22 protein-coding genes are annotated in these 25639 nt (G+C 54.5%); 7 read left to right on the forward strand and 15 right to left on the reverse strand.

All coding sequences use genetic code 11. The features are described 5' to 3' along the window. Positions 1-13: 13 nt before the first annotated feature. The 8 genes from ABLV66_RS03270 to ABLV66_RS03305 all read right to left on the reverse strand — a co-directional run bounded on the left by ABLV66_RS03270 (position 14) and on the right by ABLV66_RS03305 (position 8789). A complete protein-coding gene (locus ABLV66_RS03270) occupies positions 14-1012 on the reverse strand; it encodes an oxygen tolerance domain protein (RefSeq protein WP_315711534.1) in 999 nt (332 codons plus the stop codon). After that, on the reverse strand, positions 1009-2532 hold the full coding sequence (locus ABLV66_RS03275; RefSeq protein WP_348876243.1) for a VWA domain-containing protein: 1524 nt from the start codon (positions 2530-2532) through the stop codon (positions 1009-1011). Before ABLV66_RS03275 ends, ABLV66_RS03270 begins: the two co-directional genes overlap by 4 nt. Next, positions 2529-3506 carry a VWA domain-containing protein gene (locus ABLV66_RS03280; protein WP_348876241.1) on the reverse strand — a complete coding sequence of 326 codons (978 nt, stop codon included), beginning with the start codon at positions 3504-3506 and terminating at the stop codon, positions 2529-2531. The genes ABLV66_RS03275 and ABLV66_RS03280 overlap by 4 nt, the downstream gene beginning before the upstream one ends. After that, a complete protein-coding gene (locus tag ABLV66_RS03285) occupies positions 3499-3939 on the reverse strand; it encodes a DUF4381 family protein (protein ID WP_316422690.1) in 441 nt (146 codons plus the stop codon). The genes ABLV66_RS03280 and ABLV66_RS03285 overlap by 8 nt, the downstream gene beginning before the upstream one ends. Further along, a complete protein-coding gene (locus ABLV66_RS03290) occupies positions 3940-4842 on the reverse strand; it encodes a DUF58 domain-containing protein (RefSeq protein ID WP_348876240.1) in 903 nt (300 codons plus the stop codon). After that, complete coding sequence (locus ABLV66_RS03295) at positions 4842-5840, reverse strand: AAA family ATPase (protein ID WP_047043114.1); 999 nt, start codon at positions 5838-5840, stop codon at positions 4842-4844. The genes ABLV66_RS03290 and ABLV66_RS03295 overlap by 1 nt, the downstream gene beginning before the upstream one ends. Next, positions 5837-7132, reverse strand: a complete 1296-nt coding sequence (locus tag ABLV66_RS03300) for an anaerobic sulfatase maturase (protein WP_047043111.1) — start codon at positions 7130-7132, stop codon at positions 5837-5839. Before ABLV66_RS03300 ends, ABLV66_RS03295 begins: the two co-directional genes overlap by 4 nt. 82 nt (positions 7133-7214) lie before the next feature. Further along, positions 7215-8789, reverse strand: a complete 1575-nt coding sequence (locus ABLV66_RS03305; protein ID WP_348876239.1) for an arylsulfatase — start codon at positions 8787-8789, stop codon at positions 7215-7217. Positions 8790-9109: 320 nt separating this feature from the next. Here ABLV66_RS03305 and ABLV66_RS03310 point away from each other — a divergent pair, with 320 nt between their 5' ends. After that, complete coding sequence (locus ABLV66_RS03310; RefSeq protein WP_047078337.1) at positions 9110-9802, forward strand: helix-turn-helix domain-containing protein; 693 nt, start codon at positions 9110-9112, stop codon at positions 9800-9802. 257 nt (positions 9803-10059) lie between these two features. Here the strand turns inward: ABLV66_RS03310 and ABLV66_RS03315 are convergent, their stop codons facing one another. Next, on the reverse strand, positions 10060-10527 hold the full coding sequence (locus ABLV66_RS03315) for a hypothetical protein (protein WP_348876238.1): 468 nt from the start codon (positions 10525-10527) through the stop codon (positions 10060-10062). A gap of 204 nt (positions 10528-10731) precedes the next feature. Between ABLV66_RS03315 and ABLV66_RS03320 the strand changes: the two genes are divergently transcribed. Next, positions 10732-11028, forward strand: coding sequence for a hypothetical protein (locus ABLV66_RS03320; protein WP_045392246.1), 297 nt, complete (start codon positions 10732-10734; stop codon positions 11026-11028). A 154-nt stretch (positions 11029-11182) separates the two neighbouring features. On the opposite strand, the gene ABLV66_RS03325 is transcribed toward ABLV66_RS03320, so the two are convergent. Next, positions 11183-11455 (reverse strand): hypothetical protein, encoded by a 273-nt coding sequence (locus ABLV66_RS03325; protein WP_348876249.1) that lies wholly within the window; start codon positions 11453-11455, stop codon positions 11183-11185. Between the two features lie 680 nt (positions 11456-12135). Between ABLV66_RS03325 and ABLV66_RS03330 the strand changes: the two genes are divergently transcribed. After that, a complete protein-coding gene (locus ABLV66_RS03330; protein WP_045392243.1) occupies positions 12136-13176 on the forward strand; it encodes a LacI family DNA-binding transcriptional regulator in 1041 nt (346 codons plus the stop codon). Between the two features lie 26 nt (positions 13177-13202). On the opposite strand, the gene ABLV66_RS03335 is transcribed toward ABLV66_RS03330, so the two are convergent. The 3 genes from ABLV66_RS03335 to bglB are packed head-to-tail and all read right to left on the reverse strand — an operon-like array spanning position 13203 to position 18172. After that, positions 13203-14537 carry an MFS transporter gene (locus tag ABLV66_RS03335; protein WP_348876237.1) on the reverse strand — a complete coding sequence of 445 codons (1335 nt, stop codon included), beginning with the start codon at positions 14535-14537 and terminating at the stop codon, positions 13203-13205. Between the two features lie 36 nt (positions 14538-14573). Next, a complete protein-coding gene (locus ABLV66_RS03340) occupies positions 14574-17057 on the reverse strand; it encodes a PA14 domain-containing protein (protein WP_348876236.1) in 2484 nt (827 codons plus the stop codon). Between the two features lie 32 nt (positions 17058-17089). Next, on the reverse strand, positions 17090-18172 hold the full coding sequence (gene bglB, locus ABLV66_RS03345) for a beta-galactosidase BglB (protein WP_047050794.1): 1083 nt from the start codon (positions 18170-18172) through the stop codon (positions 17090-17092). Between the two features lie 31 nt (positions 18173-18203). On the opposite strand from bglB, the gene ABLV66_RS03350 reads away from it, so the two are divergent. Then, the gene (locus tag ABLV66_RS03350) at positions 18204-18473 is read left to right on the forward strand and encodes a hypothetical protein (RefSeq protein WP_348876234.1); all 270 of its coding nucleotides are present in this window, start codon (positions 18204-18206) and stop codon (positions 18471-18473) included. A 69-nt stretch (positions 18474-18542) separates the two neighbouring features. Here ABLV66_RS03350 and ABLV66_RS03355 read toward each other — a convergent pair whose 3' ends face one another. Both ABLV66_RS03355 and ABLV66_RS03360 read right to left on the reverse strand, forming a co-directional pair. Beyond that, positions 18543-19883, reverse strand: a complete 1341-nt coding sequence (locus ABLV66_RS03355; protein WP_348876233.1) for a carbohydrate porin — start codon at positions 19881-19883, stop codon at positions 18543-18545. A gap of 122 nt (positions 19884-20005) precedes the next feature. Beyond that, the gene (locus ABLV66_RS03360; RefSeq protein ID WP_047043094.1) at positions 20006-21403 is read right to left on the reverse strand and encodes an MFS transporter; all 1398 of its coding nucleotides are present in this window, start codon (positions 21401-21403) and stop codon (positions 20006-20008) included. 437 nt (positions 21404-21840) lie between these two features. Here ABLV66_RS03360 and ABLV66_RS03365 point away from each other — a divergent pair, with 437 nt between their 5' ends. The 3 genes from ABLV66_RS03365 to ABLV66_RS03375 all read left to right on the forward strand — a co-directional run bounded on the left by ABLV66_RS03365 (position 21841) and on the right by ABLV66_RS03375 (position 25527). After that, positions 21841-22872: a LacI family DNA-binding transcriptional regulator gene (locus ABLV66_RS03365; RefSeq protein ID WP_047043090.1), complete on the forward strand. Its 1032-nt coding sequence runs from the start codon at positions 21841-21843 to the stop codon at positions 22870-22872. Between the two features lie 250 nt (positions 22873-23122). Beyond that, positions 23123-24052, forward strand: coding sequence for a dihydrodipicolinate synthase family protein (locus ABLV66_RS03370; RefSeq protein ID WP_032709182.1), 930 nt, complete (start codon positions 23123-23125; stop codon positions 24050-24052). A gap of 185 nt (positions 24053-24237) precedes the next feature. Further along, positions 24238-25527, forward strand: coding sequence for an anaerobic C4-dicarboxylate transporter family protein (locus ABLV66_RS03375; RefSeq protein WP_348876232.1), 1290 nt, complete (start codon positions 24238-24240; stop codon positions 25525-25527). The last annotated feature ends 112 nt before the right edge of the window (positions 25528-25639 follow it).

Below are 25639 nucleotides of genomic sequence, written 5' to 3' on the forward strand. Positions count from 1 at the left end.
CACGGATAATTGTCTAAGGGGCCAGCGGCGGCAACGGCTGCGGCTGCCAAAATCGCCGCCAGCGCCGGTTGATGCCGAGAAGCGTTCGATAACTCCAGCGGCGGCCAAACCATCCGCCTCCGACCGCCGCGGCGGCAATGAATACCCACATCAGACTTTGCCAGGAGACCATTCCCGTTGTTCCGCGCAGCGCTTGCTCCGCGCCGCCCTGTCGCGCCGCGGCGACGTTCAACGTTTCTCCCGCCAGCTTCGCCGTTCGCCATTGATGATTAACGGTATCCCACCAGCGCAGGCTAATCGGCGGTAGTACCAGCGTACCGCTATGACTGGGTAAATAGCGCAGTCGTTCCACCCGGTGGGCGCCGATGACATCGCCGCGCTCGCTTTTTAATGCCTCACTGACCGGCGCCAGACGCTGGCTCTCGCTACCGCTAATGGCGTATAGCAGCGGTGGAATTTGCCCCGGTAGCGCATCCCGCGCCTCGACGGTCACGATACGGTCAACGACATCACCGACCCGCAGCGTGGCGTCTTTCCCCGCGTGGTACTGTTGAATTTGCTGGCTGAGCGTCAGCTGGCTGGCCGGTAAAAAATGGTCTGCCTGAGTGGTATTGGCAGGCCAATTAACCGGGCGTTCCAGTGCTGGAAGATGTACCGTGACCGGCGCCTGATTGGCGGATGACGCGGTGATATCGATCGCCGGCAGGCGCAGCACGCCCTGCTGCCAGGCGCTGACCTGACGTTCAAGGCGAATGCCGCTCCAGACGATCCCGTTCTTTTTGCGCGTCACCAGCTGTGAAGGCAACGCGGTAGGCAGGAGTTCGCCGTTTTTGACCGCAAACTCGGGCCACTGCGGCGGCGGGTTAAACCAGCTATCCGTCCACCAGGTGACGGCCACCCGAACCGGCTGGCCGGGGACGATCTGCGTCGGCGCTTCCAGTTCACGGGTGATGTCCATCGCCGCATGCGCCGGCAGGGTGGCGGCCAGCAGAAAAAGTAGCGCTTTGTTCATGGCGTGGTATCTCCCGAGCCGTTGCGATACAGGCTTTTCAGTAGCCCCGTTGGCGAAACATCCAGTGCATCAAACCATTGATTAACCTGCGGACTCTCCCCGGCGATGGCGCCGATTTGCTGCTGATCGATGCCCTGGTTTTTCTGCAGGTCGTGGACCAGCTTATCCGGGCCGTCATCCATCGCATCGCCCTGCGCCTGCTGGCGTTCACGCTCTTGCTGCCGAATGCGCATCACGATCTGCGAGATTTTGTCGCGATTTTGCAGCGCCATGGACCAGTCAGGATGTAGATAGAGGGCGCGATCGTAGCTGTCGAGCGCCTGCTGCCACTGCTTTTGCTGAGCATAGCTGTTACCTAGCCACAGCAAGGTTTCCGCGGTTGGCGGCGCGGCGCGAAACGCGCTGGCGGCGGCAGAATAGTTGCCCGCCCGATACCAGGCGATACCTTGCCATAAAGGGTCGCGATAATGCCCGGCGGCAGCGGCGTAGTCGCCGCGGTTGAAGGCGTGCTGCCCCTGGATATCCGGGCGAACCCAGGCATCGAGCCAGGCGGCATCGCTATGCGGCGACCACAGCACCGCGGGAAGCAGCAGCGCCGCCATCAGTAGCTGGCGTCGCCAGAACAGCAGCAGGCACAGCATCGGCACGATCAGCAGATAGCCGCTGTTTTTCCAGCGCAGATCCTGGCGGGCGTTATTTTGTTGAGTCACCGATTGTTGAATGTGGCTGGCGATGACGCGCAGATCGTCGCCATCATCGCTGACCAATGTCACCGGGATCCCGGCGTCGCGCAGCTGGCGGAAACGATCGACGTTCAGCCGGGTATCGACGCCGAGGCTGGCGTACTTGTCCGGCAGCGCTCCACCCGCGGCGGTGCCGGGGACCCAAATTTGCAGCGGTAGATGTTGCCCTTTCAGCCAGTCGACCTCGGCAGGCGACAGGGTATCGGCAACGAGGATCAGGCTATGCGGGCTGTCTTTGGCAGTAGGCAGATTTTTTAACGCCAACGCGACCGCCTGCGGCAGGGCGGAACCGCTACCTTCCGGCAGCAAAGAGGGCGACTGGGCGTTGAGAAATAGCTGATAAAACTGCGGATCCTGCGTCAGTGGCGTCGTGAGAAAAGCCTGGCTGCTGTAGACCACCAGACCGAAATGCGCCCCGGGCTGCTGCTGCATTAGCGCGGCGATTTTATGCTGCATGCGCTGATGGCGCGAGGGCGGTAGATCGCGGGCATACATCGCCAGATCCTGCTGCAGAATCACCATTACGTTGCTCTGCGGGGTGAGCGCCGCCGGTAGTTCACGCTGCCAGCTCGGGCCCGCCAATGCCACAACGCCGAGTGTGAGTAGCCATGGCAGCAGACGGGTTAGCCTGCGACGGCGCTGAATAATCAACGCGCGAAAAGGTTTATCCATTAGCGTTGACCAGGCGCAAGCGCCGTAGCCTGGAAGCCAGGCCACCAGCACACACAACAGCAGCGTGGTTAAGCGCCACGGATAGAGGAAGTGAAAATCGCTCATGCCATTTTCTCCCTGAGGACACGGCCGCAGGCGGCCAGCAGTAACAGTAACAGCGCAGAGGCGAGCGGCCATGGATAGAGCGCCTGATGCCATGACCAACCGAGGCTTTTAACCTGCGCCGGGGTGAGGGCGTCGATTTGTTGCCAGACGCTATCCAGCGCGCTGCCGGAATGCGCGGCGGTCCAGCTCTGGCCGCCGGTGGTTTTCGCGATGCGCTGCAGTAGCGGCAAATCGACTTTGTCTTTGCTGGTATCGCTGAGGTCGCCGAAGGCGATGGTATGAACCTGGACATGGTGGTCGGCGGCAAGCTTTGCCGCCAGTTCAGGCGACAGCTGCGAAGCGGTATCGTTGCCGTCGGTGAGTAAAATCGCCAGCTTATCGGCCTGCTTATCAGGGCCATTATCCAGTACCTTAACCGCCACGCCCAGCGCGTCGCCGATAGCGGTTTGCTGGCCAATCATGCCCGGCGCCAGTTGATTAATGCGCGTTTGCAGCGCCTGTTTATCTTCGCTTATCGGCGCGAATGGCCAGGCTTTGCTGGCGAAGATTACCATGCCGATGCGGTCGGATTGCCGGGCGGCGACAAACTTGCGCACCGATTGCTGTACCGCCTGCAGGCGCGTATTACCGCCCTGGATGTCATTTTTGGCCATTGAACCGGAGACATCGAGGATCAGCACGATGTCGCGCATCGGCCTGCTGATGTACTGCGGCGGCGTCAGGTATTCCGGCCGCGCCAGCGCGCAGACCAGCAGCGACCAGATAAGCCAGAACAGCACGGCGCTGGCCCCGCCACCGCGTTTCGGCTGGGTATCGAGCTGTAACGCGTCAATTAGCGAGGGTAAAAACGGTACCCGCACGCGCTCGTCGGTGGAAGTTGCCGGGAGCGGGAGAAAACGAGTGAGCAGCGGCAGCGCCAGCAGTAGCGCGGCCCAGGGCCAGGCGAAATCAATGTGGGCGAGCCATTCAGACATGTGGAAGCTCCTTTAGCCACTGCGCTAACTGAGCGCGAAGCCGCGCCGTCTGCTGGTCGTTCAGGGCGTTGTCTGCCCGGCAGTAACGGGAGATGAGCTGGTCGCGCAGGTCGGTATCCAGCGTCAAAGACGCCAGCACGGCTTCCGGCGCCAGCGTTTGGCTAACCGTGCGACGTGGCTGGTGGACCAGTTGTACGCGTTTAATCAACTGCATCCAGCTATCGGCGGTATGCTGATGATTGAGCGCCAGCAGCGCTTCCCGCCGCCAGCGATTGCGACGCCAGCGGGCGTAGCGGATAAGCAGGAGCAGCGCTGCCAGGCTTGCGGCAATCGCAAGCAGAATCAGCCAGCCGATTGGTAGCGGAAACCCACTGGGGGCGGAGGGGAGCGCGGGCGTTAGTAGATCCGGCACCGCATAACCTTTCTCAAACATTTAAAGCCCTTTTTGTAACTGACGCAGCAGGTCCTGAGTTACCGTCAGATGATTAACCCGAATACCTAACTGGTTGAGTTGCTGCTGCTGACGCGCCAGCCGACCGATGATGTGTTGGCGAATATCGGCGCTGAGCGCAGAGGTGAGAGTGACGCTAGCGCTGCGCCCGCCGTAGCAGGCGGCCAGCGTACCGGAGCGCGGCAGGCGAAGATGAAGGTCGTCGAACAGCACAAATGCACTGACTTCGCAGCGTCGGCGCAGATGCGCCAGCATGGCCTGCGCTGGGGCGTCGAGGTCATGAAAATCGCTCAGGATCGCGACCCAGGCGCCGCGTGGAATCGCGCTGACGGCGCGCTGCAACGCCTGCGCCAGCGTCTGCGTGCGCTGAGGCTCATGAGGATATTGTTGGGCCAACAGCTGATTATAATGCGTCAGATTATCCAGCAGCTCGGGTAGCGCGCGCCGTGGGGCGCTACATGGTTGCAGCGCCAGCGTGGTATCGTTAAACACCAGGCTGCCGAGGCGATCGCCATCATGATGGCTGCGCCAGGCCAGCAGCGCGGCGGTTTTTGCCGCCGCCGCTGATTTCGTTTGTCCGCGGGTGGCGAAGTACATATCTAATCGTTGGTCGACCAGCAAAAAGACCGGGCGTTCTCGCTCTTCATTGTACTGGCGCACCCACGGCGTACGTAGACGGGCGGTTGTCTGCCAGTCGATCATTCGAACATCGTCGCCGGGTTGATAACGACGCAGGCTATCGAAGTTGAGCCCACGGCCCTGCTGGCGGGAGGCGCGTTCGCCGGACAGCGCACCTGGCGGGATCTGCCCGGGCGGGTTTGCAATCAACCGCGACTGTGGCGCGAGGTCGAGCAGAATCTGGCGATTAACGCAGAGATCGCTCATTAGATCACCACGGCGTTCAGCAGCATGGTAATCACATCGTCGGCGCTGCAACCATCGGCGCTGGCCTGATAGCTCAGCATCAACCGGTGGCGCATCACCGCTGGCGCGATAAAACGCACGTCTTCCGGACGAACCGCGTCACGTCCCGCGAGCCAGGCCTGCGCGCGGGCGCAGCGCTCCAGCGCTAAGGTACCACGCGGGCTCAGGCCGTAGGCCAGATAGCTGGCTAACTGCTCGCTGATGCGCTGCGGCTGGCGGGTGGCGTTGACCAGTTCGACTATCCAGGTTTCGATAATCGGCGCGACGTGGATTGCGCTTATTTCCTGCCAGCAGGAGGCGATCTCCTGTTGGCTGAATTGCAGAGATTCCACTTCCGGCGCAGGGGCGGTTTTTGTCGCCGCGCTGTATTTCGCCTGCTGCTCGGCGCGAACCAGTTGCATCACCTGCTGTTCATGCTCTTTCGACGGATAGTCGACCTGCACTTTCATCAGAAAACGGTCAAGCTGGGCTTCCGGCAGCGGCCAGGTTCCTTCCTGGTCGACGGGGTTCTGCGTCGCCAGCACCATAAAGACACCCGGCAGCGGCCAGCTTTTGCCCGCTACGGTGACGTGGCGCTCTTCCATCGCTTCCAGCAGCGCTGATTGTACGCGGGCCGAAGCGCGGTTGATTTCGTCCGCCAGAATCACGTTACCGAATACCGGCCCCGGGCGAAAACGAAATTGTTCTTCTTCGCGGCCGGCGTTTTGCTGATAAATTTCGCTGCCGGTTATATCCGAGGGCAGTAGATCCGGAGTGAATTGGATACGGCGGAATTCACCGGCAATATGCCGCGCCAGCTCGCGGACGGCGCGGGTCTTCGCCAGCCCCGGCAGCCCTTCCAACAGGATATGCCCATCGCAGAGCAGGGCGATGAGCAGCATTCGAACGACGTTTTCCTGACCGAGCACCTGCGTGTTCATGCGCTGCTCCAGCTGTAGCATTTTCTCGCGAAGGCTCATCGATTGACTCCTTTAAAATCGCGTTTCACCAGGGTGACAATGCCCGCCAGAATCGGCTCGGCATAGTTGAAAAAGGCCTTAATGCCCGGACAGAGATAGTTCAAGCCGGCTTCGCCGTCGGCGGTGAGCACCAGACGGTTTTTCGGGCATTCGCCGTGGCAGAGCTTCAGGTAAGGGCACTGCTTGCACTGCTGCGGTAGCGTGTCGCATTTACCCATACCGAAAGCCTGCTGACGTTCGGAGAAAGCCATCCGCGCCAGGCTGTTATCGGCAATATTGCCGATTTGATATTCGGGATAGACGTAGTGATCGCAGGAGAAAACATCGCCGTTTTTCTCGACCGCGAGGCCTTTGCCGCAAAATTCCGCGGTGGTGCAAATTTGCGCCGGCATGCCCATCATTTGGGCCACGGCGGTTTCGAACAGATTGACCTGTACGCGGCCAAGATCGTTGTTCACCCACTCTTCGAAAGTCGCGATCAGGAAGCGTCCCCACTCGTCCGGGTCGACCGACCAGTCGGTGACGATAGCGTCTAAATCGCCGGGGCGCGCGCGGCGGCTGCCGACGGTGGGGATGCTGTCATCACGCCAGAAATGAGGCGCGGTCTGGGTAAAGTCCACCGGTTCGACGCAGGGGTTAAATTGCACGTAGGTCGCCCCCAGTTCGCGGGTAACAAAGCGGTAAACCTCTAATGGGAAACGGGCGTTGGTACGGTTGACGGTGACCAGCGCATTGAATGGTACGCCGTGGCGTTTCAGGGCGTCGACGCCGGCCATCACTTTATCAAATGTCGGTTTGCCGCTACGGGTGATGCGATAGCGGTCGTGCAACTCTCGCGGGCCGTCAATCGACAGGCCAACAAGGAAATGATTTGCTTTGAGGAATTCAGCCCAGGCATCGTTAATCAGGATACCGTTGGTTTGCAGATCGTTTTCGATCCGCTGGCCGGGCTTTTTATACTGCTGTTGGAATTTCACCACTTTGTGGAAAAACTCCAGTCCCATCAGGGTCGGTTCGCCGCCCTGCCAGGAGAAGACCACCTGTTCGCCATCCTGTCCATCGATGTACTGGCGGATAAAGTTTTCCAGCGTTTCATCGCTCATGTAGCTGCGCTTTTCCTGCTGGAGTAAGTGTTCTTTGTGCAGGTAAAAGCAGTAGCTACAATCGAGATTACAGGCGGAGCCGCTGGGTTTCGCCATCACATGAAAGCGACGTTGGTAGGCGGGGCCGTTACCCGCGTACTTTTCTGCCGAAGGTAATGCGTTAACAGGCACGGTGGTGCTGTGTTTCATAAATAACTCCCGGATTAGTCAGGTCGAGGGTAAGGCGAGGAGAAAAACAGGGCGGCGAACCGCCCTGGGAGATGGATTACCGTTACTTGCCGGTTTTCGCGTTCTGGTCAAGCATTGCGCTGACATCGGAGACGGTAAAGGAACCCGGCTTCTGACGCGGCGGGAATTCTTTAAACGTCGCCAGCATATCTTTTGCCGACTTCTGCGCGCCGCCCAGCAGGAACAGACGATCGTAGAACCAGGTGTCGTAGCCCATGCCGTCGGAACCTTTCTCCAGCGGATCGACTTTCAGATCGAAGATCAGCGGAGTGCGCAGTTTGGTGAACGGATAGCGCCACAGATCGAGGCCGGTGTGCTCCTGGATCATAAAGTGGATCTTCCAGCGGCCCTGACGCATCGCCAGCAGATCGCCGTCATCGCTCCAGTAGAAGAATTCGTTACGCTGGTCTTTCCCTTTGCCCTGCAGGAAGTCGAGCTGGTTATAGCCATCAAGGTGAACCTTGTAGGTAATTGACGGCGTTTTATAACCTTTCAGCATTTCCTGTTTAATGTTGCTGTCGCCGGCAGCGGCAACCAGCGTCGGGAACCAGTCGTAACTGGCGAACATATCGTTCACCACGGTGCCTGGTTTGATGTGGCCCGGCCATTTGATCATCGCCGGAACGCGGAAGCCGCCTTCCCAGCCGGTGTTTTTCTCCCCGCGGAACGGGGTTTCGCCTGCGTCTGGCCAGGTGGCGGTCATCGGACCGTTGTCGGTGGTGTAGATAACGATGGTGTTATCTTCGATGCCGAGATCTTTAATTTTCTGCAGCACCTGGCCGACGATTTTATCGTGCTCAACCATGCCGTCGGCATAGGTTCCTAACCCGGTGACGCCGACGCTATCGTCTTTGAGGTGGGTTTTGTTGTGCATACGGGTGGTGTTGAACCAGGTAAAGAATGGTTTACCGGCTTTCACCTGACGCGCCATAAAGTCGTTGTTGGCGGCCAGCGTCTCTTCATCTACGGTGCCCATACGCTTCACGGTCAGCGGACCGGTATCTTCGATCTTGCCGTCAGCGGTGCTCTTGATCACGCCGCGCGGGCCAAACTGTTTACGGAAGTTCGGATCTTTCGGGTAATCCGGGTTTTCCGGCTCTTCTTCGGCATTCAGATGATAGAGGTTGCCGAGGAATTCATCGAAACCGTGCGCGGTCGGCAGGAATTCATCACGGTCGCCCAGGTGGTTTTTACCGAACTGCCCAGTCGCGTAACCCAACTGCTTGAGGACGTTGGCGATGGTCGGATCTTCTTTCTGCAGACCCTGCGGCGCTCCCGGCATACCGACTTTACTCATCCCGGTACGGAATGGCATCTGGCCGGTAATGAAGGCGGAACGACCTGCGGTGGAGCTCTGCTCGGCGTAGTAGGAGGTAAACTTCGCGCCCTGCGCGGCGATGCTGTCAATGTTTGGCGTCTGGTAGCCCATCAAACCCTGATTGTAGGTGCTCAGGTTCAGGTAGCCGATATCATCGCCAAAGATAACTACGATGTTAGGCTTTTTAGCATCCTGCTTCGGCGCTGCCGCGTCGGCTGCGTGAGCAACGGTCACTGCGCCGGAAGCTAATGTCAGCATACTGGCTAACATTGTTCTCTTAAAGGGAATGTTTTTAAACATAGCTCGCTATCCTTTTATTTTTCCGGATTTTTAAATGATCTGGAAAAATAGGTTGTTAACGAAGCGTCTAATTTATTTTTAAATTAGCAAGGATGTTTTAGGTTAAAAATAAATTAGACGCTTCAATGGGCGAAACCGTGTTACGGTTCTCGTCGGTGTTGGCATTTTATTTAGACGTATCGGTCGATACGAGAGTGGAGTCTCTAAACGGACTGAAATAAATGGCAGGATGAACTAAAAATGCTATCTTTAATTGACAGGGTTAACTTTGCCAGATTATTTTTATGCATATTTAAATAAATAGGTATTAATGAGGCAACATGAAAACGACTTATTCCGATGTTATTGATCAATATAACCATGTTGTCGCCAGCGATCTTGAGTTGATTCAACCGTTGATCTCGGCAAATCAGCCACGAATCATCAAAGATAACGGTGTGTTTAAAATAGAACCCGGCGAAGTGGTTATTGTTGTTGAAGGCATAATTGCGATAGAAGTGGAATACAATGCGGGTTTTGGTTCCGCGAGTAAACGCGGCGCGCGGAGTAAAACGCTGGACATGCTACAGATCGGTAAAGGAATCCGCGGTATGATTTTCGGGCTTATTGAAAGCTATGGTCCGGCGCTATCGCTAAAATATACGGCGAAGAAAAATGTCAAAATTGTGACCTGCAGTAAAGAAGCGTTTGAACACTATTTTATTCAGCGTGAGCGCTTTGTTTATCTGATGGAAGTCATGGCCTTTCAGTTATCGCTGATTATTGATGCGCATCACGAAAAGAATTTACCTTCACGCTACGATACGATTAAATCGATGATTTATCGTTACAAAAAACAGCAGGATGCGGGAGTATTGCATGATGAAAGCCTGGCAAGCTTTATTCTAAAAAGAACCAAGATGTCGCGCAGCTACCTTTTTAAAATTCTTGCTGAGCTAAAAGAGGGGGGATATATCAAAATGGAGAACGGTGAACTGGTCGATATTGTGCACGAGCTGCCGGAGAAATTTTAAACTGCTGTTGTTGCGCTAAGGTCATTTCAGACGCGCGGAGGTCAGCTAACAGAACCAGGGATTACTTTACTCTTCATTACGCTTGCCCGCAGGGGGGCGATATGTTTCGCCGAAGCCAGTTATCGTGCGGGATCTTGCCCGTAGTGTTTCTTCTACCGCGATGAGAATGCGGTGATAGTTGCCCTGCACTGGCAGTTTATGGGTTTGATTTTGTCTGTGCATGGCACTAAAATGCAGTCAATTATTCTGTTATAAATTCATCCTGCTAGTGAAATAAACCATTGTTTTTTCGTTTTAAAGGATACGATTTTGCTGAGAAGGGAGGCTTCTTTGTGTTCAATGGTGCAGCGCGCTCTGACGTAAACAATTTCATTAATATAGAAAAGGGAAGGCGCGGTAGAAAGAGCCAACCGTTTATCTCTTTCTCCAAAAACGGGGGGCATGTCAGGATCGCGACTTTCATTGCTCGTCACGGAGAACATGTTGATATTCAAATAGATTATACCGCACGAACCATTCGGGTTAAGAAGGTTGAGCACCACGGCGTGCGTATTAACGTCGGCGGCGTTTTTACCCGTAAGGTACTGGTGAGGCAGTTTCAGTTTGGCGAGAAGAAGACTATTCGTGTCGATCTCACCCAACAGGAGGATGGCTGGTTTTATGGCGACTTGCCGGTAGAGTTTGCGGTCAATTGCGCATAGTGCGTTATTGCCTGAATTAGCCATTATTCAGCTATGTCGATATGGAGATAGCTGAAGATGGCTTTTTTATATCAATAGGATATAAATACGAGTCATTATAGTTTCGTATTAAAAATTTATTTTTAAGTAAATAAGTGCCATTAAACTCTATTAAATAATAGTTATTTCCAATGATATCTTTGCAATAATTAAGGGAAAATAGAGAGGCAAAAAAGGAAACGATAATTAATGGAAAATTTACTCAGACACTGTGAACAGGTTGCTGCTGGCCCCTATAGCCGCGACGCCCGCGCGCTGGCGCATGAAGTGATCGATACCATCTCGGCGGGCGTCCCGCCGGAGCAGCTGATTCTCCCGTGGATGTCCGTTAAAGAGGGGCTGCCCGACGCCAATAGCGGGCGCTACGTGTGCGCCTATACGCCAGCACAATCTCAGGACCGCCGCTATCAGCTGGTCTCCGCCGCCATGTTCCGCGCCGTTTGTCGGGACGCCACCCACTGGTTTTATATGTGGGAAGCGCTGTGAGTGGGGAAGATAGGATGCCGTTCTACTGGCTATTTTTTAACAATAATGTTGTCGTAAAAATAAAGAGTATGGAATCAGTATCGGGGCATGGCAAATGGATGTTTTATGCCGCCTAAGGTGTCCCTGAGCGAACACCTAAGGCGAGTATTATTAATTAACAGCGTCCTGCGGCTTTTGATAATGCATCACATGTTTTACTAGTAGAACTTGCTACACCACCAGCGCAAATAGCATCAGAAACCGTACTGCTTCCCCCTATTGATATCAGTCCATAAAGTTTTGGTTCTGCAGCTTTAGTGACATAACAACGGTGTGCTTTCTTACCTATTGTCACCACAAAATTGGTTTTAACGCCATTTTGCTGAACATCTGAAATTGTCACGTCAGAAGCATTGACATTTAATGTAAACGCTGCGGCATCTCGCATTTCGTTTTCTGTCGCGATCGGTGGTTTTGATACGCATCCGATTAATAAAATGGCGGGAAGTATGCATGTCGTTAATTTAAAAATTTCCATTGTGTTATCCATTATATAATTATGCGAAATGTATATATAGATTACAGGTTGATACATTTCTTTGATTTTGGACATCATTTTATATGTGCAATGAGAGTTGTGTTAATGCCAATGGGTTAATGATAATTTGGAAAAAGAAATTTGAGGTTAGTATTCATTTTGGTGATGTTGTAGATGTTTGATTGAAGGGCTTTATTTAATTAAACCATTGAGTTTGTGAATGCTTTTGTTTTTAAAAATTAACTTCTTCCATTTTTTCATCAAAATAATCATTTATGTCTGTTATATTTATGGCGTAAGGTAAGATAGTTATCAATACATTTAAATAGCAATCTCCCTTTACGCATTCGCCATTTATTCGGGCTCGCCGAATTTAGTGAGACAGCGATGCCGGTGACCGGATAGTGCGACTGACGATCACAAATCCGCGATTCTTAATCGATGCCGGGTAAAAAATGGCTTATCGTGCCGTAGTGCGCGAAGCCGTTCGGGTAGCATCAATGGCTACACTGAATACTGCATATTATTCGCCAGTCGCGGCGGTTTTCATTTTTACGCCGAGTGGCGCGCGGTGTCATAAAGGATGAGAGATGAGTAAATCAGATAATCAGACAGAGCGCGATGCAGGATATCGCCGCGTGCGGCTGGAGGATATCGCTACCCGTTGTCGTACCTCGCTCAGTACCGTGTCGCGGGCGCTATCGGGCGAAAAAGGGGTCAGCCACGAACTGCGCACGCGTATTCAGGAAGTGGCGCGGGCCATGCGATATACGCCGGCTCAGGAGCTGGGCGGCGCGCGAATTGTGCTGGCTATTTCACAAGTGGCGATGCTGGATTACAACCGCTATCAGTTTAGCTGGTACGTCCTGCAAGGGCTAAAAGAGCGAGCGAAGGTGCTGGGCGTTGATCTCATTACTCATCAGCTCAGCGATAATGACAATGGCGCTCTGCAGGCGCTGCTGGAAGAAGCGGACGTAGGCGGCGTGCTGGCGCTGACGGTGGACGACAGCGGTTTTCTGAATACGGTGGCGAACCTGAAAAAACCGGCGGTGTTGGTGAATACTGACGATCCGTTAATGCGCTTGTCCAGCGTGCTGCCCTGTAACCGTTCGGCCACGCGCATGGCCTGTGAATATTTGCTCGAGCGCGGCCACCGCGACATTCTTTTTTTAACCCACCCAGGCAGGCGAACCATTGAACAGCGTGAGGATGGTTGGCGGGAAGCGATGCGCGCTCGCCAGCTGTTGTGCGACGATTCGCGGATCCTGACGGTAACCGACTGGCTGCCGGAGCTGGCGGAGCAGGCGGTGATTGCGCGTTTCCGTGATACTCCGCGCGAGTGTACGGCGATACTGTGCGCCAATGATTCGCTGGCGATCGGCGCGATCAACGGCGTGCGGGCCTTAGGACTGCGCGTGCCGGAAGATATCTCGGTAGTCGGTATGAATAACCTGCCGCAGGCGGAGTTTGCCACACCGCCGTTGACTACCGTTCACCTTCCGGTACACGAAATCGGCACGCTGGCGCTGGAGCTACTGCAGGATATGATTGCGGGTAGTGTCGAAATTCCAAGACGGGTTGAGCTGGCGTGCGCCATCGTCGAACGTCAATCGGTGGCCCGTATCGCCTGATACGCGCCACCGGTAAAGAGAGCGGGTTAGTCGAATTTAGCCCGCTCCATCTTCGGCACTAACAGCAGATACATAATCGCCCATGCCAGCAGATAAGCCACAGAGCTGATGGCGAACAGCGCCCAATAGTTACCAGAGGTTTCAAGTACGGCGCCAATCACCGTAGAGAAGATCACGCTGCCGATCATCCCGAAGGTACTGCCAATCCCCACGACCGAACCGACGGCTGCGCTCGGGAACAGATCGGATACCGAGGTCAGAATGTTGGCAGACCACCCCTGGTGCGCCGCCGCAGCTAACCCGACCAGCGCGACGGCGGCCCACAGATTTTCGACCTGGGTGGCGGCGAAAATCGGCAGGACCAGGCAGGCGCAGATCAGCATCGTGAGTTTACGTGCGCTGGCGGTGCTAAATCCTTTACTCATCAATTTGCCGGGTAACCAGCCTGCGCCGAGGCTGCCGACGATGGCGAAGAGATAAATAACGATCAGCGGCAGTCCCAGACCTTCCATGTTGATACCGCGGGATTCGTTGAGCCATTTTGGCAGCCAGAAGAGGAAGAACCACCAGATTGGGTCGGTCAACATTTTGCCTAACGCCACGGCCCACAGTTGGCGATAGCCCAGCAGATGCGTCCATTTAATGGCCGAAACGCTGACGGCTTCTTCTTTATCCTGAGCAACTTCGGCGCTGGCCTTCGCTTTCACCGGACCAAAGGCAATGAACCAGGGAATCAGCCACAGTAAGCCAATGGCGCCGAGAATTAAAAAAGCGCCGTGCCAGCCGTAATGCACTGCGATAAGCGGGATCAGCGCAGGCGAGATAACTACGCCGATATTGACCGCGACGCCAAGAATGCCGGTCGCCAGCGTGCGTTCCTTTTTAGGATGCCACTCGGCAATCACCTTCATCGCCGCCGGGAAGTTAGCGGACTCGCCTAGCCCAAGCAGGACGCGAACCAGCGCAAACCCCGCCACCGAACCGACGACCGCATGCGCCATCGCCGCGACGCTCCAGACGACCATCGCCGCCGCATAGCTGATTTTGGTTCCCAGTTTGTCGATAATTCGCCCGCATACCAGCGTGCCGACGCCATACGCGACGGTAAACGCATTGACCAGCCAGCTATATTCCATTTGCGTCCAGCCGATATCTTTTTGCAGCATCGGTGCCAGCAAGCCGAGGATCTGGCGATCCATATAGTTAACCGTCGTGGCAAACACCAGCATGGAGCAGATGACCCAGCGATAGTTGCTTTTCGGTTTAGCCATTTCGCGAGCGGGATTGTGCAGCGTATTCGGATTAACATCATCAGCGGCCTGCCCGGAGGGCACAGCCTGTTTGTCGATTTGCGTATCCATTATTATTTTCCTTGCCCGGTCTCTGCCGGGCGTTGGTTACAGAGGAAGTTCACGGCTGCTGCCCACGACGCTCCACTGCTGTGGGTCCAGCGTGCGGTTCTCGGCGCTCACTCGTCCATCGGCCAGGAAGCGCACCGTTCCGTACTGCGGATCGTTCACTTCAATACTGCCGTCGTCGTGCTGCATCATGGTCAGGTCGCTGAAACATGCGCTGAAGGTCTCGAGGGAGCTATCGACTCGATCGTTGATGCGAACCAGCCAGCGGGTTTGTTGCCCGTTAAGGCGTATTTCACAGCCGCGGGTTGGCCCCGTATTCACCGTTTCAAACGGCTGATTACCCACCAGCAGCGCCATACCGTCACCGCTGCGTACCGCCGCGCGCTGGCCACTAATAACGACCTCATCAAACTGGCTTTGCGGCAGCCAGGCGTGAGTAAAGTCAGGCTGATCGGCGTGCAGATTGAAAGTCAGCACCGCCAGTCCGCGATATTGCTGCACGCGCGGCAGCGTGCCGCAGCCGCCCCAGTAGGAGGGGCGACCGAACCCGCCGTGCAGGGTCTCGCCTGGATGGTTGATCCAGATCTGCGCTTCGGGTTGGTTGCCAAGACGTAAATGGAACGGCGTCTCCTGATAGCCCCACTCTCCCCAGCGATAGCCGGCGATGGACCCCATCGCCGCATGGCGGTTTTTGTAGTGATAGAGTTTGGCGATCCGGTTAGCGCCCTGGGCAAAACACCACTCGATGGCGCTCTCTTTTTGCCAGGCGGCAACTTCTGCTAGTTCCGCCGGAAGGGTGAGCAGGCCATCACGCAGTAGCAGGGCTAATTGCGGCAGCGTATGGAAACGACAGCCATAGTTACCTTTGCCCCACAGCAGACGCGAAATCGCCGCCAGTTCCAGAGAGCGGCCGGCGCGTAGGGTGTGTTCGTAAGAACGTCCCTGCGAGGCGGTCAGAAAACCCTGGTGGGCGGAGCGGGCAATCTGCGCCAGCAAGCGCGTGATTGCCGCGATGGCGCGCTGGCTTATTTGCGCGTCGCCGGACAGCGCCGCCAGCGCGGTGAGACCTTTTAAATCAATGGGGAAGTAGGGCGCGGAGTTCCATTCGGCCATTTCACACTGCTCGAAATGGTCCAGCCAACTGATGACCCGCGCTTTACCCGCTACCGCCTGCTCGCGCCCGCTGCGCCCGGAACGGGTGAAAGTCGCGTCCGGGAAGAGATTGCCCGCCAGCAGCGCCGCAGTGTGGAACAACAGGGCATGGTTCTCAGAGAAGTACCACTGTACATCGTTGCCGGGTTCGTCCATCCAGTAGCGAAAACGCAGTATGGCGTCATCGATGCGCCCGCGAACCGCAGGATCGATCTTGTCGCCCCATACCGTCCGGCACCACAGCAACGGCACAAGGGTAAAGTCGGCGCAATCGTGACAGTCGAGCACCGACGCCAGGACCCCATCCAGCATCTGCTGGGTTTGCTCATCGTTCAGGCCGCAGGCCAGGCGCGCCAGCGCTTTGACGCTGCTGTATTCACCTTCATGAGCGACCACCTCCAGCGCTTCCGCGATCCGCGCTTCCAGCGTTGTCGGGATTGCCGTCTGGCGGTCGGCGTGGCAGATTTCGACGCCCAGCGTGCGGCTTATCTTGAACCCTTCACGCTGCAGCGTAATGTGGAAATTGCGGAAGTCTGCCGGGATAGCTTCGCTTTCGGCAATGGCGACCAGCGACTCGCCGGCGGAGAGTCGGCTATCGAGCGTGACCGGTTCATCCAGCGAGATAAAATCCCCCAGCACGTTGACGTGCAGGCAGTAGTCCGTCGACGCGGGTTGAGGAAATACGAGCCGAATGGTGCCGCGGTTATATACCGGATGCTCGAAGGAAACGCCGTCCAGTAACTGCTCCATCTCTTTGACCTGCGCGTCGGTCAGCGGCGTTGCCAGCGCAATACGCAGCGGCTCGCCGTCAAGGTAGTCGAGTTGGAAAAAGAAGCGAATATCGCGTTCGGCTAAGTCATCAAACCACAGCTCCAGCTCGTTTTTCCCCGCCTGTAGCGACAGGCTGAATTCACGCTGGTTTTCGAGGTTACGCTGATAATCAGCCATCCAGAGTACTTCTTCGCCGTTAAGCTTCAGCAGCGCGCCGCCGCAGGTGGCGAGGCGAAAACGATACTCGCCCGCTTGTGGGCAATCGAGCAGCGTTCTGGCCCAGGCGCCGACGCGGGTTGGGCGAAACCAAAAGCCGGAGAGATCGACCCTGTCGGAAGCAAAAGGGAACCACCAGCGAGAGTAGTTTGCGCTGGTGAAAGGCTGCGGTTTTTTTTCAGCAAAGTGCTGGCGAAAATCGTCGCGGCACGGGTAGGTATGAGGAATGAAGTTTTTATGTTTACTTAAAAAGAAAAACGGATCCATTTCGCCAGCCATCGGCGTGTCCGCCGTGTCATAGCGTAAACTGGTAATATCGGATAGCTGCCAGTAGCGCACGGCATTACCCGCCGTTAAATTAAAATTACTATATTCGATAGCCATTATTATTTTCTCCAAAAGAGAAGGGCAGTATTTTATTTTTTATCAGCGAGGCGCAAACCTTCGCTCAGGCATAATATTGCTAATGCCTGTCCGTAGCCGGTAGGTTGTAATGGAATATCTTTATAAAATTGCAGGGTGCGCCCCATTCGCGTGCCATAAGAAACATTGTGTACCGTTCCTGCGGCATCAATATTATCCTGAACAATCTCCAGCGCTTTCATACCCGCCTGTAGCCATCGTTCATCGCCAATGCCAATACGCGCGCCTTTTAATAAGCCATAGCCAAAACCGGCAGTCGCGGAAATTTCGATGTAAGAGTCAGGATGGTCGAGCAGGGTGTGCCAGGCGCCATTAGCGGCCTGCAGATCGATTAAGGTATTAACCTGCTTTTTCAGGCACTCTATCAGATACTCCCGAACGCCCGCGCCTACGTCGGCTAGTTCCAGTAATTCGAGTATACCGACGGTAATCCACGCATTACCGCGCGCCCAGCGGGCTTTGGCGAAGTTGCTGTTCTCGACAAAGCTCCAGCCGTGGTACCACAGCCCGGTTTGCGGATCGTTGAGATAGCGCGCATGCAGCAGGAATTGCCGAACGGCTTCATCTACCAGCTCCTGGCGCCCGGATACCGTGCCGTAGTGCGCGAGGAACAGTACTACCATGAACAGCGTATCGTCCCAGATCTCCATGTCGTTAATGCCGTCGGAAACCACATGCTGGAAGCCTTGTTCCGGCGTACGCGGCAGTTCCGTCATCACGCGATTTGCCCAGTTATCCAGCACCTGCTGGTAGTGCGGCTGCCGGTTATGGGACCAGAAAAGCGAGAGGGGAAGCATCGGCGCGGTGGTATTGACGTTGAGGCCTGGGAGACCTTTTTCGATATTTCCCTGAAACCACTGGTCAATAATTTGATATAGCTCATCAGACTTCGTGTTTTCCCATAAACGTACCAAACCAAATAGCCCTACGCCCTGCGGCCATTCCCAACTGGAAAATGAAATATAATCCCCGGCGCTACCGTCAAGATTGGGTTCATTAAACCGTCCGTTATCTTTTAATTCAGTAAATCCGCGCAGCAGTAAATCAATATTTTTATTCAGTGAATGCTTTTCCATTTTTTATTCTCATTCTCGCTCTAAGGATGATTTGGCTATAAGAATTAAATCACTACGCATTTCGTATGCGCAATACGAAAAAATTTTGCGTTTATATTTTGTGAGCCTTGCCGATATTTTATTGCCCTGCGCGGGCGTCGTTTTTTGCGAAAAAGGGACAGGAACTGTTGATAAAACAAGAGGTTATTGGAACGCTGTTTCATTTTTTGATTTTGGAAGCGCTAAAATTTTTTGCGTAAACAGCAAAATGGCTGGAGACTATCGAACCATCATTACTGATTCCAGAAAAAAGCCACTCTGAGGAGCGGCTTAATTGTATGATTTTGTTAATTATATTTTCTTATCAGTCCACACGGCGAGGCCTGTTTTATTAAAGCTTGATAGTCACCTGGTTTCCGATAACCCATGCATCTTTAATCTCCTCTATTCCTCCCGGATGGGCGAGTAGCTGGAGATTAGGCCGCAAGGTCAGCCATGGCGTAACGCGAAAGCTATAATGCAGCTCTGCGGCATACTCGCTTCTGCGGACCGGGACATACAAGGGATCAGCATAATCATCGATCCCCCGCATCTGGTTCTGGAGCTGCGCTCGACGAGCGACTTTGGCGTTGGCATGCATTTTACTTACGCCGAAGCTGATAAAGTCCTGCGGGCGGCTGGCGAAAGGGCCCTTATAAATGATGCCGGCCTGGATCTGATAGTCCATTGTCGCCGTATTTTTATCATTTATGGCCAGATGCCCGAAAATGTTGAGGCCATTTTGTCGCTGGCTGCCCGAGTGGGTCAGCTGCTGGCTGACATAGAGATAACCTCCGTAACGGCCGCCGTGTCGCCGGGCAGCCTGCCGCGTGAGGACATAGGGATCGCCATTGTCGTCATCCAGTACATCATTGGCGTCCGCTGTGTTGTACCAGCCGCCGATTTTCCAGGTGTCCGGCAGGAATGTGGCGCCTGGAGTGGGCCTATGCCCTAGTTCAACAATGTACATGTACCCCAAATGCCCGGTGCCATCGAGCTCGAAACTGCCGTGGCGGGTAGCGTAGTTGGGGTTATATTGAAATCCGCCAGCCTGGATATAAAGCGCCGAACTAAGAGCGTATTTAATGCGGCCACCCCACTGGCCTATGGGAGTGTTATACCAGACGCCGCTACCGTGCCCGGCTAACGAACCGCACAACGACAGGTTTTGAAAAAAACAGCCGCTATTATCAAAGTCCTCTCCTGGCGGCATGAGACCGACCTTGAGATCCCACTTTTTATCCTGCCAGGTTTTTTTAAACCAGAACTGCGTCGCGTGCCATGTTTGTCCCCGACCGTAGTTACTCTGAACACCCGAGCCGATTACCGGAGCACGTGGATCCTGGAGACGATCCTGAGTCAAATCTCTCCCGTTACGATCGTTTAGCGACGCTTTAAATTCTCCGTCGTGAATGCCGAAAATCTTCTCCAGATCCATATCGATGCCGAGAATATACTGATCGCTGTAGCGCAGGGTTTTATCGCGATCGTAGCCGCCGGAAATATTCGTGGCGGTCATCGAACTATATTCCAGCGTAAAGTCATAACCACGATGGCGCAGATCCATGCGCACGCCGCCCCACTCTCCGGTCATGTTTTTTGCTGTGGGAGAAAAAAACGTATCGTTGGCCAACGCCAGGAAAGGGTGTAGTAAAGCCAGCAGCATCGTGCCGCTTTGAATCAGTTTGTTCATATTCTTCACCGCCTGTTGATGATCCAGGTCTATGAGTTTTTCCGATAAGACGCAGTTGAATCAGCCTGGTGCGTCGTTTTATTGCCAGAGGCGGCCCCGCATCTCCCGGAGCCACGGAGCGTTTATGGTGACAGCTCTTCTAACGATTTCCCTTTGGTTTCAATGGCAAAGAGCCAGGTAATTAAGCCGCCAATCAGCGCAATGACCGCGAAAGTGATGAACACAAAACGGATCCCGAAGCCTCCGACGATAAAACCCACCATCAGTGGGCCAATGGATGACCCTGCGCGCAGCCATGCGCTGGAATACGCGGTGCCAATGGCGCGTAGTCGGGTGGGATATAGCTCTGCCGCGTATAGATAAAGCGAGAAAGCGATGGTTTGCAGAATGGCGTAGGTCAGGCTTCCCAGAATCAGAATTTCCACGGCGGATTTGGCGCCGAGAATCGAAAGCGTAATCAGCGGAACGATGGCCAGTAAAAAAGCCCATGTGTACCAGCGCTTACGCCCGACACGGTCGATCAGCAGGGCGCAAATCACTGAAGCCACGACGCCGCAGGAAGAGGTGATCCAACCGTAGGCCAGACTGGTATCGAGAGAGAGGTTAAACCAGGTTTTATAAAGGGTTGGAAACCAGGTGATCATGCCGTTGTTGACGCTATAAACCGTCAGCCACAGTCCCCACAGCATAAAGGTTCGGGATTTATAGATCCCGCCAAATAGGGCTTTTACGCCTTCCGGAGCCGCTTTTTGCACCGTAGGGGCTTTCATTTCCGGCTCGGGTAATGTCATACCGCGCCTGATGACCTCTGATTCCAGCGTAGATACGATATTATCCGCTTCCTTTAGTCTACCTTTTGCGGCCAACCAGCGGGGTGATTCCGGCATTAACCAGCGCAGAGGGACGGTCAATGCGGAAGGGACTAAGCCAATTAAAAACATGACTTTCCATCCATAGATGGGCACCAGAAAATACCCCACTAACCCGGCAAACATCATGCCGATGGGGAAAATCACCTCATACAACAAAAAGAACCTCCCCCGCTTTTTTGCCCCGACAAATTCATTGATATAGGCGCTGGCAACGGGAACCTCCGCGCCGATTCCCACTCCCTGTAAAAAGCGAATAATCAGAATTGACCAACCGTTCCACGCAAAAAGACAGGCCGCATCCATCAGTACAAACAGAATGATGGTGATACGTAATACGCCGATACGACCTATTTTTTCCGCCAGCGAGCCAAAAAATAGCGCGCCGCATAGTTGGCCCACATAACTGGCCGCAATAATAAGACCGACAAACGTCGGCGTTAAACCCCACTCCTGGGTAAGCTGCGGGAGCGCAAAAGCGATAGCGATAATGGTATAGGCATCGAAAAAGGTCGATAAGCCGACGATAACGCGGATAGCCTTCAGCCGTCGGGTGATAGGGAGGCGTTCCAGCCTTGCCAGCAGCACGTCTGGTGTTGACGTCGTTCCGCTGGCAACGGCGTAATCTGAAGCAATGGCCTGAGTTGACATAGTATTACCCTGTTAAACGTTGTCTGGGGCATACACGTAAGGTTCTGAATAACCACAGGGCAACGAACCCTTATTCATAGACGTGCTGCATATAATGCTGTCTTGATTAGTATGTGGTAACGTTACTGCAATCGATTTCACACTCGGCTAATCCTTTGCTGGATTTGGCGCTAAGTCAATTACGCTCGTTGTATAAATGTCGAACAGTTCACAATCTAAATAAACTAACGCGCAAAAAAGCGAAGTGACGAATACAGGTTAAAACGAATAAGAAATGTGAATTAACGGCCCGTCGAATGAACCCGGCAAAGTTAAGTACCATTCCTTTTGTCCGGGCGAGGTTTGACGTAAGATCCTTTCACCCCACGGTTTGCACGATGGTATCCCTTGCACGGGCAACACGGATTTTTACCCGCATTGATGAGTTGGAGCAGCAGATGGATCAAGAAAGTGAACTGAACGATTTTCCGGAAAAAAAGCTGGTGACAATGCGGGACGTTGCTCGCGCTGCGGGCGTGAGCGTCTCGACCGTTTCGCGCGTACTCGATGAAAGATTACCCACCTCGCGCAGCGCCTCGGCAGATAAAATTCGCCAGGTGGCCCGAGAGCTGGGCTACCGTCGGGACTATGTTGCTTCCAGCCTGCGCCGTGGCGATACCGGAACGCTTGGCGTCCTGGTTCCGAGGCTGACCGATGCCGTCACGGCGATGCTTTTCGAAGAGATAGCCAGGGCTGCGGCGAGGAGAGGGTATTTCGCGATCGTGGCGACCTGCGGAGATAGCAAGGAGCAGGAGAAGAACGCCGTTGAATCGCTGCTGGATCGTCGTGTGGATGGATTGATTATGTCAACCTGCCGGCTGGACGATCCTTTGCCGCAAGCCCTGCGTGAACGGGATGTGCCCCATGTTCTGGCGCTGCGTACCGATGGGTTTAGTCCTTCATCGGTCGGGGACGATGAGCTTGGCGGCTATCTGGCAACCCGACACCTGATAGATTTAGGCCACCGTGATATTGGTCTGATCGGCGGTCCCGATTTTGCCTCCAATGCGCTTAACCGGCGTAAGGGCTTTGAGCGGGCAATGCAGGAGGCCGGGCTCAGGATCGAAGCGGAATGGTGCTGCCATTCTGATTTTAATATCGCCTCTGGAGAGCAGCAGGGAATGAAAATTCTCAGCCAGCCCCATCGCCCGAGCGCGCTGTTTGCCGTCAATGACGAGTTGGCGATTGGCGTGCTCGCGGCCGCGCATCAGCAAGGGCTGGTGATTGGCGAGGATCTGTCTCTGGTGGGATACAATGATATTCCTCTGGTGAGCAGGCTGCCCGTAGCCCTGACTTCGGTTAGAACGCCACTGGAGCATATCGCCAGTAATGCGGTTGATATGCTATTGAATCCAGAAGTAAATAATAATATGCGGATTACCACGCCTTCCCTTATTCCTCGTAAGTCTACCTCGTCCCCACGTCACTAATCCGTCGGCGATCCTCCTGGCTTTCCTGGTGAAAGCGGGGAGGAATGAATTTTGTATAACGGATCTCATCCCGGATGCGGAATGCTGTTTAGTTTGTGATCTGCGTTGCATTTTTAACCAATTCGGCGTTGACGGTTTTATTTTTGCGGTTCAATGTCAACTGCGTGAAAACGATTGCAGAAACGATTTCATATCCGTTTCAAACGATTGCTAACCTGAAAATATACGCTTACTCATCAAGGGGATACTTATGATTAACATCGATCTCAGAGGTTTGACTCCGGCTCCGGTTACACCCTTCACTCGCGAGGGGCGCGTAGATTATGATGCCATCCAGCGCCTCGGTAGCTGGCTGGGCAGCATTGACGGCGTAAAAGGTCTGGTGGTTCTGGGACACGCAGGGGAAGGGACTTTTCTAACTCAGGAAGAGCAGGCGAATGTGATCCGCGCATTTGTGAAGTCGGTAGATGGCAAGCTTCCAATTATTGCCGGTATCACCGGAGAAGGGACGGAAGTCGCTGCGCTGGAGGCCAAGCGTGCTGTTGCCGCCGGCGCATCCGCTGGTTTGCTGTATCCTTCTCACGGCTGGTTGCGTTTTGGCTATCAGGACGGCGCGCCTCAGGATCGTTACCGCGTGGTTTATGAAGAAAGCGGCCTGCCGCTGATTCTTTTCCAGTATCCGGATGTCACTAAAGCCACTTACAATCTGCAAACGTTATTGGATATTTCCGCACAGCCTGGCGTATTCGCCATGAAGAATGGCGTGCGTAATATGCGCCGCTGGGATACTGAAATTCCGGTTATTCGCCGCGAGCGTCCGGATCTGCAAATTTTAAGCTGCCACGATGAATATCTGCTGCACACCGCGTTTGATGTCGATGGCTTCCTGGTTGGCTACGGTAATATCGCGCCTGAACCATTAATTGAAATGATTAAGGCGGGTAAAGCGGGTGATTATGTGAAAGCGCGTGAGCTGCACGATCGACTGCTGCCGGTGACCAAAAGCGTATACCACCGCGGTTCTCATATGGAAGGTACCGTGGCGCTGAAACATGCGTTAGTCGCGCGTGGGATCCTTGAGCATGCCACCGTCCGCTCTCCGCTTTTGCCGCTCGAAAAAGGGGCTGAAAAAGAGATCCACGACGCCATGCGCGCTGCTGAGCTGGGCCTCGTTCGTTAATTTATGCTGAGTCTGTTGTTAATCCGCAATGCAGAAAGATGTCTTGCTGTATTGCGGATATCGGCGCGTTCAGCGCGAGCTCTCCGGGAGATGTCATCCTGATCGACACACCCGGCTACCAGAACTAGCAGGTCATTTCAGTATGTAAAGGGTTAATGCCGGACAGGGAGCCGTGGAGGCAAATTATGGTATTAGTTCAGTTTCTGGTCGTGCTGTTGTTTCTTTATATCGGCATGCGGGTTGGCGGTATCGGCGTAGGTTTTGCCGGCGGCGCTGGCGTGATTGTCCTCAGCGCGCTCGGCGCCACGCCGGGGGATATGCCGATGCTGGTTATCGTGTTTATCATGGTGGTGATTGTGGCGATTGCGGCCATGCAGGAGGCCGGCGGTATCGAATATCTGGTTGACCTCACCGAGCGCCTGCTGCGCCGCTATCCGCGATTGTTAGTCATCACCGCTCCGCTTTCCACCTGGCTATTAACCATGATGGCCAGCACCGGACAGGTCTCTTTTGCCTGTATGCCGGTGATTGTCGGCGTGGCGAAAGAGAACAATATAAAACCTACCCGGGCGCTCGCTCTCTCCGTCAGCGCCTCTTTGCTTGGCATTGTGGCATCGCCCATTTCCGCGGCGGTGATTTTCTTTTCGGGGATTCTGGAAAAGAGCCATTCTGGCTGGGGCTATATTGAGCTTATTGCGGTATCCATCCCTTCCACCTTTCTTGCGTTACTGGTCACCTCCGTGTTTTACCTGTGCTGGGACAGAATTCGCCGGCAGGATAGGCTCTATGACAATCCGGTGCAGGTGAAGGCTCGGACTGAGCGGGAGATCCCGCCTTATGCCGCTCGTTCGGTGCTGATCTTTATCGTCGGGCTGGTGGTGGTGCTGTGCTATGCGATTGTCACCAGCCCCAAATTAGGGCTGATTACCGATCCGGTCATGAGCAGCGGGCAGGCGCGGGTAGGGGTGATGTTGGGCGTTGCGCTGCTGATTCTGGTGAGTTGCCGGGTTAACGTACAAAAGGTCCCGTCCGGCTCGGTATTTAAAACCGGGATGACCTCCTGTATCTGTATACTCGGCGTCGCCTGGCTGGGGTCAACCTTTATGGACAGCAATCAGCAGTGGTTGCAAAGTACGCTCTCGTCACACTTCCTGGAGTCACCCATTATGCTGGCCATTATTATTATGGCGGCGTCATGTTTCCTGTATTCTCAGGCGGCTTCAACAAAAATTTTATTTCCCGCCGCGCTGAGTATGGGCGTTGCCCCCGGTATTCTGGTGGCCTGCTTCCCGGCTACCGCTTCGCTTTTTATTTTACCAAACTATCCGACGTTACTGGCGGCGGTGGAACTGGATGTTACCGGCTCAACTAAACTGGGGCGGCATATTATCGATCATCCTTTTCTGCTGCCTGGCCTGGCATCGGTGCTGCTTTCTATTCTTTTCGCAGCCGGGCTGGCTTTTTTGATTCAGTGAATGATATGAGCAGTGGCAAAGTGATACAGGCAGACGACTGAGCAAAAAGGATGTCGGGTTTATGGCGCTGGCTTACGTAGTAGCCTCAGAAGGGCATCGCCAGCAATGTATA

The organism is Klebsiella sp. CN_Kp073 (genome assembly GCF_040065495.2).
Lineage (GTDB): Bacteria > Pseudomonadota > Gammaproteobacteria > Enterobacterales > Enterobacteriaceae > Klebsiella > Klebsiella aerogenes.

Bases quoted from the DNA above. Each gene is read 5' to 3' on its own strand.
- ABLV66_RS03270 (WP_315711534.1), bottom strand. From the start codon at position 1,012: ATGAACAAAGCGCTACTTTTTCTGCTGGCCGCCACCCTGCCGGCGCAT.
- ABLV66_RS03275 (WP_348876243.1), bottom strand. From the start codon at position 2,532: ATGAGCGATTTTCACTTCCTCTATCCGTGGCGCTTAACCACGCTGCTG.
- ABLV66_RS03280 (WP_348876241.1), bottom strand. From the start codon at position 3,506: ATGTCTGAATGGCTCGCCCACATTGATTTCGCCTGGCCCTGGGCCGCG.
- ABLV66_RS03285 (WP_316422690.1), bottom strand. From the start codon at position 3,939: ATGTTTGAGAAAGGTTATGCGGTGCCGGATCTACTAACGCCCGCGCTC.
- ABLV66_RS03290 (WP_348876240.1), bottom strand. From the start codon at position 4,842: ATGAGCGATCTCTGCGTTAATCGCCAGATTCTGCTCGACCTCGCGCCA.
- ABLV66_RS03295 (WP_047043114.1), bottom strand. From the start codon at position 5,840: ATGAGCCTTCGCGAGAAAATGCTACAGCTGGAGCAGCGCATGAACACG.
- ABLV66_RS03300 (WP_047043111.1), bottom strand. From the start codon at position 7,132: ATGAAACACAGCACCACCGTGCCTGTTAACGCATTACCTTCGGCAGAA.
- ABLV66_RS03305 (WP_348876239.1), bottom strand. From the start codon at position 8,789: ATGTTTAAAAACATTCCCTTTAAGAGAACAATGTTAGCCAGTATGCTG.
- ABLV66_RS03310 (WP_047078337.1), top strand. From the start codon at position 9,110: ATGAAAACGACTTATTCCGATGTTATTGATCAATATAACCATGTTGTC.
- ABLV66_RS03315 (WP_348876238.1), bottom strand. From the start codon at position 10,527: ATGGCTAATTCAGGCAATAACGCACTATGCGCAATTGACCGCAAACTC.
- ABLV66_RS03320 (WP_045392246.1), top strand. From the start codon at position 10,732: ATGGAAAATTTACTCAGACACTGTGAACAGGTTGCTGCTGGCCCCTAT.
- ABLV66_RS03325 (WP_348876249.1), bottom strand. From the start codon at position 11,455: ATGCGAGATGCCGCAGCGTTTACATTAAATGTCAATGCTTCTGACGTG.
- ABLV66_RS03330 (WP_045392243.1), top strand. From the start codon at position 12,136: ATGAGTAAATCAGATAATCAGACAGAGCGCGATGCAGGATATCGCCGC.
- ABLV66_RS03335 (WP_348876237.1), bottom strand. From the start codon at position 14,537: ATGGATACGCAAATCGACAAACAGGCTGTGCCCTCCGGGCAGGCCGCT.
- ABLV66_RS03340 (WP_348876236.1), bottom strand. From the start codon at position 17,057: ATGGCTATCGAATATAGTAATTTTAATTTAACGGCGGGTAATGCCGTG.
- bglB (WP_047050794.1), bottom strand. From the start codon at position 18,172: ATGGAAAAGCATTCACTGAATAAAAATATTGATTTACTGCTGCGCGGA.
- ABLV66_RS03355 (WP_348876233.1), bottom strand. From the start codon at position 19,883: ATGAACAAACTGATTCAAAGCGGCACGATGCTGCTGGCTTTACTACAC.
- ABLV66_RS03360 (WP_047043094.1), bottom strand. From the start codon at position 21,403: ATGTCAACTCAGGCCATTGCTTCAGATTACGCCGTTGCCAGCGGAACG.
- ABLV66_RS03365 (WP_047043090.1), top strand. From the start codon at position 21,841: ATGGATCAAGAAAGTGAACTGAACGATTTTCCGGAAAAAAAGCTGGTG.
- ABLV66_RS03370 (WP_032709182.1), top strand. From the start codon at position 23,123: ATGATTAACATCGATCTCAGAGGTTTGACTCCGGCTCCGGTTACACCC.
- ABLV66_RS03375 (WP_348876232.1), top strand. From the start codon at position 24,238: ATGGTATTAGTTCAGTTTCTGGTCGTGCTGTTGTTTCTTTATATCGGC.